The 15,449-nt window shown below is 44.7% G+C and carries 14 protein-coding genes; 9 read left to right on the top strand and 5 right to left on the bottom strand.

Going from position 1 to position 15,449, the window contains the following annotated elements; translation table 11 throughout:
- The 6 genes from R7M72_RS23545 to lipA all read left to right on the top strand — a co-directional run.
- The coding region (locus R7M72_RS23545) for an FtsW/RodA/SpoVE family cell cycle protein (RefSeq protein WP_318056342.1) at positions 1–387 on the top strand (387 nt) is incomplete at its 5' end.
- Positions 388–389: 2 nt separating this feature from the next.
- The gene (locus R7M72_RS23550) at positions 390–1,193 is read left to right on the top strand and encodes a septal ring lytic transglycosylase RlpA family protein (RefSeq protein WP_213899804.1); all 804 of its coding nucleotides are present in this window, start codon (positions 390–392) and stop codon (positions 1,191–1,193) included.
- A gap of 91 nt (positions 1,194–1,284) precedes the next feature.
- Entirely contained in the window at positions 1,285–2,463 is a 1,179-nt protein-coding gene (locus R7M72_RS23555) for a serine hydrolase (RefSeq protein ID WP_005384132.1), read from the top strand.
- Between the two features lie 139 nt (positions 2,464–2,602).
- Positions 2,603–2,881 (top strand): DUF493 family protein YbeD, encoded by a 279-nt coding sequence (gene ybeD / locus R7M72_RS23560; RefSeq protein WP_005384135.1) that lies wholly within the window; start codon positions 2,603–2,605, stop codon positions 2,879–2,881.
- 176 nt (positions 2,882–3,057) lie between these two features.
- Entirely contained in the window at positions 3,058–3,720 is a 663-nt protein-coding gene (gene lipB / locus R7M72_RS23565) for a lipoyl(octanoyl) transferase LipB (protein ID WP_005384137.1), read from the top strand.
- Positions 3,717–4,682, top strand: coding sequence for a lipoyl synthase (lipA, locus tag R7M72_RS23570; protein WP_005391329.1), 966 nt, complete (start codon positions 3,717–3,719; stop codon positions 4,680–4,682). Before lipB ends, lipA begins: the two co-directional genes overlap by 4 nt.
- A gap of 461 nt (positions 4,683–5,143) precedes the next feature.
- On the opposite strand, the gene glyA is transcribed toward lipA, so the two are convergent.
- Positions 5,144–6,394, bottom strand: a complete 1,251-nt coding sequence (gene glyA / locus R7M72_RS23575; RefSeq protein ID WP_005381985.1) for a serine hydroxymethyltransferase — start codon at positions 6,392–6,394, stop codon at positions 5,144–5,146.
- 347 nt (positions 6,395–6,741) lie between these two features.
- On the opposite strand from glyA, the gene R7M72_RS23580 reads away from it, so the two are divergent.
- From R7M72_RS23580 to R7M72_RS23590, 3 genes are all read left to right on the top strand, one after another.
- The gene (locus R7M72_RS23580; protein WP_031780204.1) at positions 6,742–7,344 is read left to right on the top strand and encodes a YitT family protein; all 603 of its coding nucleotides are present in this window, start codon (positions 6,742–6,744) and stop codon (positions 7,342–7,344) included.
- A 90-nt stretch (positions 7,345–7,434) separates the two neighbouring features.
- Positions 7,435–8,955: a transcriptional regulator gene (locus R7M72_RS23585; protein ID WP_047102066.1), complete on the top strand. Its 1,521-nt coding sequence runs from the start codon at positions 7,435–7,437 to the stop codon at positions 8,953–8,955.
- Between the two features lie 131 nt (positions 8,956–9,086).
- Entirely contained in the window at positions 9,087–9,986 is a 900-nt protein-coding gene (locus R7M72_RS23590) for a hypothetical protein (RefSeq protein ID WP_047102068.1), read from the top strand.
- 89 nt (positions 9,987–10,075) lie between these two features.
- Here the strand turns inward: R7M72_RS23590 and treC are convergent, their stop codons facing one another.
- The 4 genes from treC to gmhB form a co-directional block, all read right to left on the bottom strand.
- A complete protein-coding gene (treC, locus tag R7M72_RS23595; protein WP_054576933.1) occupies positions 10,076–11,761 on the bottom strand; it encodes an alpha,alpha-phosphotrehalase in 1,686 nt (561 codons plus the stop codon).
- Between the two features lie 87 nt (positions 11,762–11,848).
- Entirely contained in the window at positions 11,849–13,273 is a 1,425-nt protein-coding gene (treB, locus tag R7M72_RS23600) for a PTS trehalose transporter subunit IIBC (protein ID WP_005383602.1), read from the bottom strand.
- A gap of 176 nt (positions 13,274–13,449) precedes the next feature.
- Entirely contained in the window at positions 13,450–14,397 is a 948-nt protein-coding gene (gene treR, locus R7M72_RS23605; protein WP_171343016.1) for a trehalose operon repressor TreR, read from the bottom strand.
- A gap of 74 nt (positions 14,398–14,471) precedes the next feature.
- On the bottom strand, positions 14,472–15,023 hold the full coding sequence (gene gmhB / locus R7M72_RS23610) for a D-glycero-beta-D-manno-heptose 1,7-bisphosphate 7-phosphatase (protein ID WP_005381961.1): 552 nt from the start codon (positions 15,021–15,023) through the stop codon (positions 14,472–14,474).
- Positions 15,024–15,449: the final 426 nt, after the last annotated feature.

Below are 15,449 nucleotides of genomic sequence, written 5' to 3' on the forward strand. Positions count from 1 at the left end.
AAAGGTTGGTTGCAAGGTACGCAGTCACAACTAGAATTTCTTCCTGAACGACACACTGACTTTATCTTTGCAGTAATTGCTGAAGAATGGGGTATGATTGGCTTCCTTTGCCTTTTAGCCATCTATCTATTTATTATTGGACGAGGTTTATATCTCGCCAGCCAAGCGCAAACCGCATTTGGACGAATGATGGCAGGCAGTATTGTACTCAGCTTCTTCGTGTATATTTTTGTAAATATTGGCATGGTAAGTGGCATCCTACCTGTAGTAGGTGTACCGTTGCCACTCATCAGTTATGGCGGCACATCAATGGTAACCTTGATGGCTGGTTTTGGTATTCTGATGTCGATTCATACGCACCGAAAAGCATTCTCTAAGGCGACCTAGACATGCAAAAACGCGCTTTATATTCCTTGGTTTTCTCTGCTCTTATTTTGGCAGGCTGTTCATCAACTAGCCAAAAAGAACAAGAAGGCCGTTACGAACTCGAATCCGATGTTGCACCGGATACACCGCTTTCAGTCGAACACATCGAGGATGCGCATCCTAAATATGAACCGTACAGCCTAGGTGGGAACAAAGATTACCACTTACGTGGCAAAGACTACAAAATAGTTCGCAATGCGAAAGGCTTTAAAGAAAAAGGCCGAGCATCTTGGTATGGGGAAAAATTCCAAGGTCATTTGACTTCTAATGGCGAAATCTATGACATGTACTCAATGACGGCAGCGCATAAAACGCTACCGTTACCAAGTTACGTAAAAGTTACCAATACTGACAACGGCAAAACCACCATAGTACGAGTTAATGACCGAGGTCCTTTTCACGATGGCCGTATCATTGATTTAAGCTATGCCGCCGCGCACAAGTTAGATGTCATAAAAACAGGCACCGCGAACGTGGAAATTGAAGTGATCAGTATCAATCAGCCCACGGATAAAAAGTCATTAGAAGCGCACCCTAGGTACGTTATTCAAGTGGCATCATCAAAAAATGAAGAACGCGCGCGAACTTTAGGTACCGAGCTTGGTCAAAAATTGGATACAGAAACTTTCCTAGAGAGTGCGAAAGAGTCTTATCGCTTGTTGTTAGGGCCATTTACTGACTATTCCCTGACGCAAGCCACATTAGATAAAGTAAAGTTGCTCGGCTATTCGTCTGCATTTATTAAAAAACACAACACTGCCAAATGACCTCGTGTCATGAATTTCTCTTTGATCCCCCTCTTACATAACTAGGGATTCTGATAAGATGTCTGCAGTTAACCCAAAAATTTGAATTACCATGAATAAAAATAAGTTTGTGAAATCTATTCTCGTTTCTTCGGTTGCCCTTTCTGCAACTTTCGCTCAATCTGCTCTTGCATCACCTATCGTTGTTCCAGATGCCCCTCAAATCGCGGCGAAGGGCTACGTGCTGATGGATTACCATTCAGGTAAAGTACTGGCAGAGAAAGAGATGAACACAAAATTGTCTCCAGCTAGTCTGACTAAGATGATGACCAGCTATGTAATCGGCCAAGAGCTAGCGCGTGGTAATATCTCAGAAGATGATGATGTCACCATCAGTAAAAATGCGTGGGCGAAAAACTTCCCTGATTCATCAAAGATGTTCATTGAAGTAGGCACAACAGTTAAAGTACGTGACCTGAACCGAGGTATCATCGTCCAGTCAGGTAACGATGCCTGTGTTGCGATGGCAGAACATATTGCAGGTTCAGAAGATGCGTTTGTTGACCTAATGAACGCTTGGGCCAACACATTGGGTATGACTAACTCGCACTTTGCCAACGTTCATGGCTTAGATAACGCAGAGTTGTACTCAACACCATACGACATGGCACTGCTGGGTAAAGCACTTATCCGTGACGTACCAAATGAGTACCGAGTGTACTCAGAGAAGAAATTTACTTACAACGGCATCACCCAATACAACCGTAACGGTCTACTTTGGGATAAGAGCATGAACGTTGACGGTATCAAAACGGGTCACACAAGTAATGCGGGTTACAGCCTAGTAAGTTCAGCAACTGAAGGTCAAATGCGCTTGGTTGCGGTCGTTATGGGTACTAAAGATGCCAATGCTCGTAAGTCAGAAAGTAAAAAGCTGCTAAGCTACGGCTTCCGTTTCTTCGAAACAGTGGCACCGCACAAAGCAGGTGAAACGTTCGTAGAAGAAAAAGTGTGGATGGGTAACAAAGACACCGTAGCACTGGGTCTTGACCAAGATACTTACGTAACACTACCGCGTGGTGAAGCGAAAAACCTAAAAGCAAGCTTCGTCCTTGAAAAAGAGCTAGAAGCCCCAATTAATAAAGGTGATGTAGTTGGTAAGCTATACTATCAGATCGATGGTGAAGATATTGCCGAATACCCACTAATGGCACTAGAAACCGTAGAGCAAGGTAGTCTATTTAGCCGCATGTGGGATTACATCGTATTGTTATTCAAGAGCTTCTTCTAAAAAGAACATTAGAGTAGCAAACTTATTCGCAAAGCCGCCTGAATGGGCGGCTTTTTAAGTTTGAGCTCCTCGTCTTGAGTTCCCCCTAATTTGACTGTACTATTTCGCACCGCAACGAATATCTACTGGAGTTATCGATATGCTAACCATCAACTCTGATGCAAAATTAAAAGACCTGCTTGAGTTCCCTTGTTCATTTACTTACAAGGTAATGGGTCATGCAAAGCCTGAACTTCCAGAGCTTGTTCTTGAAGTTATTCAGCGCCATGCTCCAGGTGACTACAGCCCGACCGTTAAACCAAGTGCTAAGGGCAACTACCACTCTGTGTCAATCAACATTACTGCAACCTCTATCGAGCAGGTTGAGACACTGTACAAAGAGTTAGGTGAAATTGACATCGTACGCATGGTTCTATAATTTTTTGATATATTAAATTTTTTTTGAAAGCAGCCTTGGCTGCTTTCTTTTTATTTATCAAAGAGATAACGAGGCTTTACATCACTTTCAGTTAAAAATCTGTTACGCAGCGGTAGAGCATCAGGGTTATCCGGTTTATAATCCAAAAACTTTATATATTAGCAACAGGAATTCCCATGCAACACCAACTTGTTGTAAAACGACTTGGCCGCCAAGACTATGAGCCTGTATGGAAGGCGATGCATGAGTTCACCGACCAACGCACAGAAGAAACCCGTGATGAAGTCTGGTTGGTAGAACATAACCCAGTATTTACGCAAGGACAGGCAGGTAAAGCTGAGCACTTGATTAACACTGGCGATATTCCTGTTGTACAAAGTGATCGCGGAGGCCAGGTTACGTATCATGGCCCTGGTCAGTTGGTCGCCTACTTCTTGATCAACCTACGCCGTAAAAAATTAGGTGTACGAGATCTCGTTACCACAATCGAGAACCTCGTGATCAACACGCTAAAAGCATACAATATTGACTCAGCCGCGCGACCTGACGCACCAGGTGTCTACGTTGCCGGTAAGAAAATATGCTCTCTCGGTTTACGCATTCGTAAAGGATGCTCGTTTCATGGTTTAGCCTTGAACGTAAATATGGATTTAACACCGTTTCTGCGTATTAACCCTTGTGGTTATGAAGGTATGGAAATGGTTCAGGTCAGCCAATTTGGCGGCCCAGACAATGTAGAAGCCGTAGAAAAACAATTAATAGAAGAACTCGTTACTTTGCTCGATTATGAGCAAGTAGAATTCAGCACAGAAGCACCTTCTCAAGGTAATAAAGCATGAGCAAACCAATCCAGATGGAAAAAGGCGTTAAATATCGTGACGCCGATAAAATGGCATTGATTCCCGTAAAGAACATGCCTACAGAGCAGAAAGAAGTGCTACGTAAGCCTGATTGGATGAAGATCAAGCTACCAGCCGACAGCCAACGAATTCAAGACATCAAAGCGGCGATGCGTAAGAATAAACTTCACTCCGTATGTGAAGAAGCATCTTGCCCGAACCTAGCGGAATGTTTTAACCACGGTACAGCAACCTTCATGATCTTAGGTGCTATTTGTACTCGTCGTTGTCCTTTCTGTGACGTTGCTCATGGCCGCCCATTACCACCGGAAGCAGAAGAGCCTCAAAAACTGGCGAAAACCATTGCCGATATGAAGCTGAAATACGTAGTAATCACTTCTGTTGACCGTGACGATCTGCGTGACGGCGGTGCACAGCACTTTGCCGATTGTAACCGCGAGATCCGTGCGTTAAACCCGCATATTAAGATTGAAACACTGGTTCCTGACTTCCGTGGTCGCATGGATGTAGCGCTTGATCTAATGAAAGACAATCCGCCAGATGTCTTCAACCACAACTTAGAAACCGCGCCACGTCTTTACCGTAAAGCTCGCCCTGGTGCGAACTATAAATGGTCACTTGAGCTTCTTAAGAAGTTCAAAGAGCAGCATCCCGATGTACCGACCAAGTCTGGTTTGATGATGGGTCTTGGTGAAACCAAAGAAGAAATCATCGAAGTACTGAAAGATCTACGCGCACACGGCGTAACGATGCTGACTCTAGGCCAGTATTTAGCGCCAAGCCGTCACCACTTGCCAGTAGAACGTTACGTTCCACCATCAGAGTTTGACGAGCTAAAAGAAGTTGCACTAGAACTTGGCTTCACGCATGCAGCGTGTGGTCCATTTGTGCGCTCTTCTTACCATGCCGATATGCAAGCTCAAGGTATCGAGATTAAATAAGCTCTCGCTTGTTTTGAAAAGCTTGTTTTGAAGAGAAAAGGTTGGCTCAGTGCCAACCTTTTTTGTATCTGGCAAATGATGATAAAAAGCCATTCTACCACCGTCATTCTGAACAGCGAGGAACGAGCGTGATTCAGAATCTGTTTTCAGAATACTGATGATTTTTAGGGAAACTCTGAGTAAAAGAGTGTGCCTCAACAAGATTCCTGATCTCGCCTAGGCTCGTCGGAATGACGTGGTTTGGATATATTGAAAAGGGACAGTGTTGGTAGCCATCCCCTTATCACACACTCTCGCTATATCTCATTCCAAACGCCAGACAAACAAAAAGGCCCTCAAATGAGGGCCTTTAGTATATCAATGTTCAAAATAGATGAGTCGAGTTCTAGAAGAACACACGGAGTTTGCGCGAGCAAATGAGTATGTTCGACACCGAAATCGACTCATTCTATGAAGAACAGTTAGGCATAAACCGGTAGACGCTTACAAATTTCTAGCACTTTCTGTTTAGTCGCTTCGATAACTTCTTCGTTGCCGATGTTATCTAGAACGTCACACATCCAGTTTGCTAGCTCTTTTGCATCTTCTTCAGTGAAGCCACGGCGAGTGATCGCTGGCGTACCTACACGGATACCAGACGTTACGAATGGGCTGCGTGGGTCATTTGGTACTGAGTTCTTGTTTACAGTGATGTTTGCTGCACCTAGTGCCGCGTCTGCGTCTTTACCAGTGATATCTTTGTCGATTAGGTCAACAAGGAACAAGTGGTTTTCTGTACCGTTAGATACGATTTTGTAGCCACGTTCTTGGAACTGACCAACCATTGCTTTTGCGTTTTTCACTACGCGAGCTTGATAAGCTTTGAACTCTGGCTCCATCGCTTCTTTGAACGCTACTGCTTTACCAGCGATAACGTGCATTAGAGGGCCACCTTGACCACCAGGGAACACTGCTGAGTTCAATTTCTTGTACATATCTTCGCCAGCATTTGACAAGATAAGACCACCGCGAGGACCTGCTAGTGTTTTGTGCGTCGTTGTTGTTACCACGTGAGCATGCGGTACTGGTGTTGGGTATTCACCGGCGGCGATAAGACCAGCTACGTGCGCCATATCAACAAATAAGTAAGCACCTGCTTTGTCAGCGATTTCACGCATGCGTTTCCAATCAACGATTTGCGAGTAAGCAGAGAAACCACCGATGATCATCTTAGGTTTGTGTTCAAGTGCTAGCTGTTCCATCTCGTCGTAGTTGATTTGACCAGCTTCATCGATACCGTAAGGGATAACGTTGTAGTGCTTACCCGAGAAGTTTACTGGTGAACCGTGAGTTAGGTGACCACCGTGCGCTAGGCTCATGCCTAAAACTGTATCGCCTGGGTTAAGAAGCGCCATGTAAACTGCGCTGTTTGCTTGAGAACCTGAGTGAGGCTGTACGTTAGCGTACTCACAACCAAATAGTTGGCATGCACGCTCAATTGCTAGTGCTTCAGCTTTATCTACGTACTCACAACCGCCGTAGTAACGCTTACCTGGGTAGCCTTCAGCGTATTTGTTCGTTAGCTGAGAACCTTGCGCTTCCATTACACGTGGGCTTGTGTAGTTTTCAGAAGCGATAAGTTCAATGTGTTCTTCCTGGCGAAGAGTTTCTTCCTGGATAGCTGCGAACAGTTCCGCATCGTAATCTGCGATGTTCATATCACGCTTAAGCATCTGTATCTCCTGACTCAGATTAGTACTGAAAGTTGCAAAAAAACTGTTGAATGACCCGACGCAAACGTTTTCGTCACCCTAATGGCGCGCATTCTACATAATTTGATTTAGGTCATAAAGAGAAATTTACAATTTTTCTCATGCAGTTTTTTCATGATGACAAGCAATGTTTATCATGCCAGCATTGCAATCGCATAACGACAATCTATTGCCTGTCAAATTTGTGCTTTACACCCTGTAAAACAGCAATTACATAGGTTTACCGTAAATTTTACCCTCTAGCTACCGAAAAGATCATCTTTTTACTACTATGCACGCCTTATTTATCACTAATGACTGCAACATTGATGGAAAAACACTCATTAAAAGAAGACTGGATAGCGATTCTCACGGGTACCTTTTTAGTAGCTCAAGGCGTTTTCTTTCTCCAATCCGCGAACCTTCTAACGGGAGGCACGACTGGATTGGCTCTGCTTATTAGCCAATTTACACCTTTTACCTTTGGTGTGCTGTACTTTTTAGCAAACAGTCCTTTTTACTTACTAGCATGGAAACGCTTCGGCCGTCATTTCGCCATTAATAGTGCCATTTCTGGCGCGTTGGTTTCTATCTTTGCCGATCATCTTTATTTGCTAATCTCGCTCGAATCGGTAAATGAAGTTTATTGCGCCGTCGCAGGCGGGCTTTTAATGGGGCTCGGTATGCTGATCCTATTCAGACATCGCTCCAGCTTAGGTGGCTTTAACGTGCTGTGTTTGTTTATCCAAGACAAATTTGGCATTTCAGTTGGCAAAAGCCAAATGGCAATCGATGCATGTATCCTGTTTGCTTCATTCTTCTTTGTCACACCAGAGGTGATTGGCCTTTCAATTTTGGGGGCGTTTGCACTCAATGTCGTGTTAGCGATGAACCACAAACCGCACCGCTATTCCGTGACCTACGGTTCATAAATTTTTGATAATGATTGAAGCGCGATTTATAAGATTTCGCGCTCCAATCGCTATATAATACTTCGCGATTTCCAAATAGATCGGTACGGTATGCGCGACTTTCTGCAACAAGCTAAACAGACTCACAGTTGTATTGCGATTGGAGAGCTGATCTATAACCCGAAGACACAGAGCCTTCATCAAGATGCTATCGCGATTGATCTTGAACCTCGCACCATTGAATTATTAGAACTGCTGTTAACAAGCGTTGGCCACCCACTCTCTGCTGACACCATTATTGAAACCATTTGGCAGAGCAAGTTCATCTCTAAGAATGTGCTAACGAACCGCATTAGCACCTTACGTGCCCTGCTACAGCAGTACTTACCCGAATACGATGCCGCTAAGCTTTTAGTCACTTACCCCCGCAAAGGCTACTTTCTTAACCCTGCCAATATTCGTTTGGTGCCACCAGCGAAAAGCCATCGACGCGTTATCCCAACTCAGGTGGCGAGTAATAAGAACTTCAAGCTGATTTTTGCTTATAGCTTGTGTGCCATACTTGCAGTTTGTAGCGTGACGCTCGCAAGCTTGTTATGGCAACGCCAAGAAATCTCAACACAACAAACACGTCATCAACTACTGATTCCCAAAGTCGAGCTACTACTCAACCGTGTCGATTCAATCGGCTCTCAGGCGCGAAAATACCGCATACTGGTCAAAGCCATCTTGCTGCAACAACAGGTCGAATATCCATACACCGACATAGCCAACCAAGATGCTCCCAGTTACTTTCTTGATCCTATCGGTCATGCGCCATATTTCCCTGGCGCACGAAACATGCAGACCAGCGACTACGAGCTCAATATCGAGTTAAAAGACAGCACAAAACAGGACATCTTGAAAGCGCAGATGAACCTTATTTATCCTGCGACGGGCAAGCTAGCGTTTCGCAATGAGTACACACTGCGTTTATCTGACTTACAATCGGATATTTTCCAAATGCACTCGGATGTCGCGCAATACTTCAATCTGCCTGCACCTTCGGCAAGTACGTGGCAGCTTTCGGATATTCACAAAAAAATGTTATTCGAGAATGCCTTTTCTAGCCAACCTCTCCGACAATCTGATGAGTTTGCGGCTATAACAACGGCAAGACATCTCGCCTTATACGAGCACGAACATCAAAAGCTGGAAGCATATTTAACTCAAGTGCAATCGTCGTTTGATGTTTTGCCAGATGAGCTGAGCCTTTGGTTAGGTCTATTGCATTTCAAATTAGGTAACTTAGACAGGGCAAAAGCTCTGTTAACGACACCAGATGGCGACTCACGTATCCAAAACGCACTGATTTATACCTTTGTGTCTCACATTGCTTATAAGCAGAACAAACTTGAACAGTTCCGTCTCAACTACATGGAATCACTGGTGGCGCTGCTGCGCGTTTTACCTTCCGAAACCTTGTTTGAGCGTCTTTCTCAATCTGAATCAAAAGAGACTTGCCTCCAACCGTGGAAAACGTTGCGTGTTAGTGTGACCGATCAAGAAATCATAAGCCGATGGAAAGCGCTCATTAACGAGTATTGCACTAACGTAGCCAACGAAATAACCCCAAATAAAACAAAGACCTAAATATAAAATTAAGCTTTCATTAACCCCTGTTATCTTTTGTTTTTTGCCCTTTTTCTCTCACTGAACTTAGCATGCTCGCATTCAAGCAACGGCCCAACATGAAGCGGCCTTATCAATCAGGAATGTAAACCATGCTAAACAAAATGACGCTTATCGCAGCAGCAACTCTGGCTCTTTACGGCTGTGGCGGAGGTTCGTCTTCTGGCAGTGCGAATCCAAACAAAGTGCCTCAAGAAAGTTTCGACGTCTCGATTCACAACTCCATTTTCGCTCCTATACCAAACACACAATTGAGCTATTCGTTTAGCTTGGATGGCCAACCAGAGGGCGACATGAAACTGAGCTTCCAAGCGATGGATAGCGAGCAAATATTGGCAGCATTGGCACAAATCCCAAACAGCGAGGCAATGGTCCAGTTGGTTAATGACTTGGTGAACTACGGCGCCGAACAGTTCTACTATTCAGACGAGCAGTACAACGACGACGAAGAGAGCAATACGCTTTACTTTGCAGGATCAGATGGTGCACTCCATGAAATCACTGACGCTTATTTCATTGGTCATCAGTTTATTGCCATGCTTATGCACAGCAGTCCGATTTTCCGCCTAAACGGTGACGACGTAAAAGAGAAAAGCCCGAATATTGACATCGGTGAAGAAACTATGTCTCTGCAAACCACTCTTACAGGCTACGCAGTTCACAACCTTCTAGACCGTTTTGAAGATCATGAGTGGGTACAAAACCTTCCTATGACAGCATCTTGCCAAGTGGTTTGGCAACAGCAAATCCGAGAGACTGGTGTGCGTAAAGCGTTCTCGATCTCAGGCAAGAAAATTGAAGCGGCATACCTGATGGAAGAGAACATCTACAACCTAAACTGTGATGATATGGAATCAATGGAGTTCGCCACTTCGGCAGAACGTTGGTTTAATCCGAGCTTAGGTCTGATTGAACAAATTGAACTGCTGAAAGTACAACAAGTACAAATCAATGAAGAGAAAGTGCAGCTAACAGCGATTGAAACAAAATAAGCTAGGATATCTCAATAAAAGAAGGCTTTGGGGAGCACACCAAAGCCTTCATCTCGAACATCAACCTTAGGGGGTGATGACACCCGAGTTTATTCTTCTATCAATAAAATACGAGTTTCGTAAGGTCGTAACACTTGATGGTTTGACGCGACTGCGCTCGCTGAGTTTTGATAGTTAGATAGCAAGTTTTTCGCTTTACTCATATCAAAACGTTCTGGCAGAACGCATTCCACCTCTTCTGCGTAGTAGTTATTGATACACAGCAGCGTTTGCTTATCGTTCTGACGAGCGTAAGCGAAAATACGTTTGTGCTCTGGCAGCAGGTCCTCGTAACGGCCATCGGTGATAACTGGAACCTGTTTACGCAGTTCAATCAGACGCTTGTAAAAGTAGAACACCGAGTTCAAATCGGCAACCGCAGCTTCAGCATTGATTTCAGAGTAATTCTGCGCCACTTCAAGCCACGGCGTGCCCTCAGTAAAGCCCGCGTGTTTTGCACTGTTCCATTGCATTGGTGTACGTGAGTTATCACGCGACTTCTGTGCCAAGATCGCCATCATATCGTCATGAGATACACCATCACGGTTGACCATGATGTCGTACATGTTAGTACTTTCAACATCACGATATTGGCTGATTTCGGTATAACCCGGGTTGGTCATGCCGATCTCTTCCCCCTGGTAAACATAAGGTGTGCCTTGCATCATGTGCACTGATGCCGCAAGCATCTTGGCAGATTCAACACGGTATTGCTCGTCGTTACCTAATCGGCTCACAACGCGTGGCTGGTCGTGGTTACACCAGAACAGCGCCCCCCACCCTTTGCCATTTAAGCCCGTTTGCCAATGATTGAAGATCTGTTTTAACTGAATGAAATCAAACGGCGCTTTGGTCCATTTTTCACCATTTGGATAATCGACTTTCAGATGATGGAAGTTGAACACCATGGATAGCTCTTTGCCGTCTAGCGAAGAATATTGCTGGCAGTGATCTAGTGTGGTGGAAGACATTTCACCCACTGTTACGCTGCCGTATTTTTGAAACACAGATTCGCTAATCTCTTGAAGGTATTCGTGCACACGTGGACCATCCGTGTAGAAACGACGACCATCACCAATATCGTCACTTGGAAAATCTTGCTGCTTGGAAATCAGGTTGATAACGTCGAGACGGAAACCATCGACACCTTTGTCTGCCCAGAAGCTGATGACTTCTTTCACTTCTTCACGCACTACTGGGTTTTCCCAGTTTAAGTCCGCTTGCTCTTTAGCAAAAAGGTGCAAATAGTACTGGCCTGTTTTTTCATCCAGCGCCCAAGCGTTACCACCAAACTTAGATTGCCAGTTGTTTGGTTCTACACCATCTACCGGATCTTTCCAAATGTAGTAATCACGGTATGGGCTGTTTTTATCACCCAGTGCGGATTGGAACCACTTGTGTTCTGTCGACGTGTGGTTCACTACAATGTCCATGATAATACGAATGCCCAACTGATGCGCTTCTGCTAGCAAAGTATCGAAATCTTCCATAGTGCCGAACTCAGGGTTGATCGAGTAGTAATCGGATATGTCATAACCGTTGTCGATCATTGGTGATTGGTAAACCGGCGTCAGCCAAATCGCATCCACACCAAGATGCTTAAGATAATCCAGCTTAGAAATGATCCCTTTGATGTCGCCCGTGCCTTTACTGCCACTGTCACAAAAGCTTTTTGGGTAAATTTGATAGATGGTTGCGGTTTTCCACCAGCTCTCATCATGCTTGGTCATAGCCATTTCTAACACTCACTTACCAGTAATCGGAAACTTAAAATTTGAAAAGAAAAATAGGAGGAGGCAGCCAAGTCACTGCCTCAAATAGAATTACGCGTTTGCAGGCTCAAGCTCACCTTTGGCTTGTGCACGCTTATAAAGAATTAACGTTAATGCAGCAGGTACCAGCATTGCGACTAACATAGCCAAAGCAAAAATGCCCCAAAACTGCGGTTGGATAGATAAGATGCCCGGCAAACCGCCCACACCGATACCGTTCGCCATTACGCCCGCACTACCACAAATAGCAGCAGCACACGCACTACCGATCATCGCGCTCAGCATTGGGAACTTGTATTTCAAGTTGATGCCGTACATCGCCGGCTCGGTCACACCAAGGTAAGCAGAGATAGCCGCAGGTACTGAGATATCACGCTCGCCATGTTTTTTACTGATGATAATGATGCCGACGACCGCAGACGCTTGAGCAATATTTGAAAGCGCAATCAGAGGCCAAATTGGCGTGCCGCCTAGCTCTTGCATTAATTGAAGGTCAACCGCGTTGGTGGTGTGGTGAATACCAGTAATGACCAATGGCGCGTATAGGAAGCCGAAGATGGTTGAGCCAATCATTGCGAAGTCACCCGTCATGGCTGCTTTTGCTGCGAAAGCAACGCCGTCACCCAACATACGACCGAATGGACCAATGATAGAGTGCGCAAGAATCACAGACACAATGATTGAGACAAACGGCACGACCACTAGGTAAAGGTAAGACGGAATGATGCGTTTTAAGTTGGTTTCAATAAACGCCAGAGCCATACCAGCAAGCATTGCTGGAATCACTTGCGCCTGATAGCCCACTTTTTCGATGGCGAATAAGCCAAAATCCCACACTTCGGGTACTTGCTTACCAATCAGGTAGGCGTTCATCAACTGCGGCGAAACCAATGTTACACCAAGCGTGATACCCAGAATCGGAGTACCGCCGAGCTTTTTCACTGTCGACCAACACACGCCAACTGGTAGGAAGAAGAAGATCGCCTCACCAATCAGCCATAAGAAAGAGTGTACCGTTGCCCAAAACTGGCTGATTTCCGTTAGCGTTTGACCATCAAACATCTTGATGTCGCCAATCACGTTACGGAAACCAAGGATCAGACCACCGGTGATGATCGCTGGTAGCAGTGGTACAAAGATTTCTGCAAGGTGGGAAATACCACGCTCAACGATATTCATGTTTTGACGAGCAGCGTTCTTCGCTTCGTCTTTGCTGGCTTCACTTTTACCCGTCAGTCCGATCAGTACCTTGTAAACTTCATCCACTTCAGTACCGATAACCACTTGGAACTGGCCTGCGTTGGTAAAACAGCCCTTCACCATCGGTAATGTTTCTAACTGTTTCGTATCTGCTTTGTCCGTATCATTTAGAACAAAACGCAAGCGAGTTAAACAGTGACTTACACTGGCAATATTGTCCGGCCCCCCGACCAGCTCAATAAGACGCTCCACGTCTTTACGCGCAATCTTACTCATAACTTTGTCCACCCTGTATTGGATACATTCGATTCATCATTTTGTTTTTATAAATGGGAACATTCCCATTTCTTAATTTTAATATTGCCATTCGAAGACAAAAAACAAAATGGGAACAGTCCCATTAATTGAGAATGATCACAGTATAATTTTAGAGCAGATCGTTTTAGTGTGGATTAACAAACGATAGGCTGTTGAGTAAAGTGAACCACTTCCTCATCACCATTTAATTGATTGATCAGCATGTTAGCGGACTTCTCACCTGCAAGGGTATAACCTGGGTCGACACTAAATACTTTAGGGAAAAGGAAAGAGAGCAATTCATTACCACCAACACCTGTCACAACCACGTCTTCACGGCCTAACTCTTGAAGACGCTTAATCACGCCCAACGCGATGGTGTCACTGGCGCACACGATGGCCTGAGTATCAGATTGAAGGACTTTGTCTACCAACTGATAAGCACTTTCATGGCTCAACTTACCCGTTTGGAAACAAGGTGCAATTTGCTTGCGTTGACACCAAGCTTTATAAGCATTTAGACGAGCTAAGCCAGTGGTTTTGTCTTCAGGATCAACACCAATATAAGCAATGCGAGATAAAGATTGCTGCTCAAGATGAGACAAAGCCATGTCTATCACACCTTGGTTGTCGTAGTTGATCGAAGAAACCATTTGCGTGTCCATCGCGATCACGACGATACGATTCCCCCACTCCGCCAATGCTCGCTCATCACATCCAGTAAAGCCAAACACGATCACCCCATCGACGTTGCGACGTTTAAGCACATCCAAATGTTCATTGGTTTTATCGCGATCGAATTGGCTCTCCATGATCACCGCATCATAACCAGCGGAATACAAAGCATTGAGCATTGTACCAACGGCGCGATTTTCTGATGGTGAATCTAAACGGGAGATGATAACCCCAATAACTTTTTGGCGGCCGCCACGCATTGATTGCGCAGATTTGGACGGCACATAACCAGATTCACGAATGATTTGCTCAACCTTCTCTCGCGTTTGGGGTTTCACTTTTGGATCGTTAGTAAGCACACGGCTTACTGTCGATTTGCCCACGCCTGCCAATTTTGCGATATCAAGAATGGTGAGTTTTTTGCTCATAAGTGTTCAGACTAAAAGAAGGAATCAAACAAAAGGGAAGCAGTGGCTTCCCTTATCTCAGTCAGTAATGAAGATTACTTGTTTAAGTACGCAGGCACATCTGCAATGCTATCTAATACTACCGTTGCAATGGCTTCGCCCTGTTCCGTTACTGGCTTACCAGTGCGAACCAAAATCTTAGTGCCAACGCCTGCCGCTTCTGCTGCCATCATGTCTTCAGCTTTATCGCCGATCATCACAGATTTCTCCATGTCGATCTTCAAGAAGTCACGCGCAGAAATGAACATGCCTGGTTTTGGCTTACGGCACTCACAATCTTGCTTGTACTCGCCAATGCCATGTTCTGGATGATGTGGACAGTAATAGATACCATCGAACTCAACACCATTATCAGCAAAGTTCCAATCCATCCATTGAGTCAGAGACAAGAAACGGTCTTCACTGAATTTACCGCGTGCGATGCCCGATTGATTCGTCACTAACACTAGAAGGTAGCCTTTATCTTTTAGCGCTTTCGTCGCTTCAAATACACCATCAATGTACTCAAAATCATGTTCGTCATGAACGTAGCCGTGGTCAACGTTTATCACGCCATCACGATCGATAAAAACAGCAGGTTTTGCCAAAACGTATTTCTCTATTAACTCGGTTTAATCAGATTATTACATACCTTATAAACTTCAACACTATCTAATTCATTCTAGGCCTCGACAAAACGGTTGATTTGTTGGGCAAGAATCGGTAAATCTGAGGGTGCCCCGCCGTCTACCTCCTGCTTGTTATCTATACATCTTCGTTTTAAAACAGAACATCCATACATTTAGACGTCTAGACGTAAAAATATCTATTGACTTCATTCTGCTTAACCCATAGCATCAACTGAAAATTGAGATAAAGCTCAACATTAAGTTCTGTCAAAGGCCGTTTTTGACAGCGAAGTTCCCCGTATCTTTGGGCAGGTTGAAACATGATAGAAATAAAAAACGTCAATAAAGTGTTCTACCAAGGCAGTAAGGAAATCCTTGCCCTGAAAGACATTAACCTACACATCG

Source organism: Vibrio sp. YT-18, from assembly GCF_033337345.1.
GTDB classification, from domain to species: Bacteria; Pseudomonadota; Gammaproteobacteria; order Enterobacterales; family Vibrionaceae; genus Vibrio; species Vibrio alginolyticus.

Coding starts and splice junctions, on each gene's coding strand:
- R7M72_RS23590 (WP_047102068.1), top strand. CDS start 9,087: ATGCTAAACAAAATGACGCTTATCGCAGCAGCAACTCTGGCTCTTTAC.
- ybeD (WP_005384135.1), top strand. CDS start 2,603: ATGCTAACCATCAACTCTGATGCAAAATTAAAAGACCTGCTTGAGTTC.
- lipB (WP_005384137.1), top strand. CDS start 3,058: ATGCAACACCAACTTGTTGTAAAACGACTTGGCCGCCAAGACTATGAG.
- treC (WP_054576933.1), bottom strand. CDS start 11,761: ATGGCTATGACCAAGCATGATGAGAGCTGGTGGAAAACCGCAACCATC.
- treB (WP_005383602.1), bottom strand. CDS start 13,273: ATGAGTAAGATTGCGCGTAAAGACGTGGAGCGTCTTATTGAGCTGGTC.
- treR (WP_171343016.1), bottom strand. CDS start 14,397: ATGAGCAAAAAACTCACCATTCTTGATATCGCAAAATTGGCAGGCGTG.
- R7M72_RS23555 (WP_005384132.1), top strand. CDS start 1,285: ATGAATAAAAATAAGTTTGTGAAATCTATTCTCGTTTCTTCGGTTGCC.
- R7M72_RS23585 (WP_047102066.1), top strand. CDS start 7,435: ATGCGCGACTTTCTGCAACAAGCTAAACAGACTCACAGTTGTATTGCG.
- lipA (WP_005391329.1), top strand. CDS start 3,717: ATGAGCAAACCAATCCAGATGGAAAAAGGCGTTAAATATCGTGACGCC.
- R7M72_RS23580 (WP_031780204.1), top strand. CDS start 6,742: ATGGAAAAACACTCATTAAAAGAAGACTGGATAGCGATTCTCACGGGT.
- glyA (WP_005381985.1), bottom strand. CDS start 6,394: ATGCTTAAGCGTGATATGAACATCGCAGATTACGATGCGGAACTGTTC.
- R7M72_RS23550 (WP_213899804.1), top strand. CDS start 390: ATGCAAAAACGCGCTTTATATTCCTTGGTTTTCTCTGCTCTTATTTTG.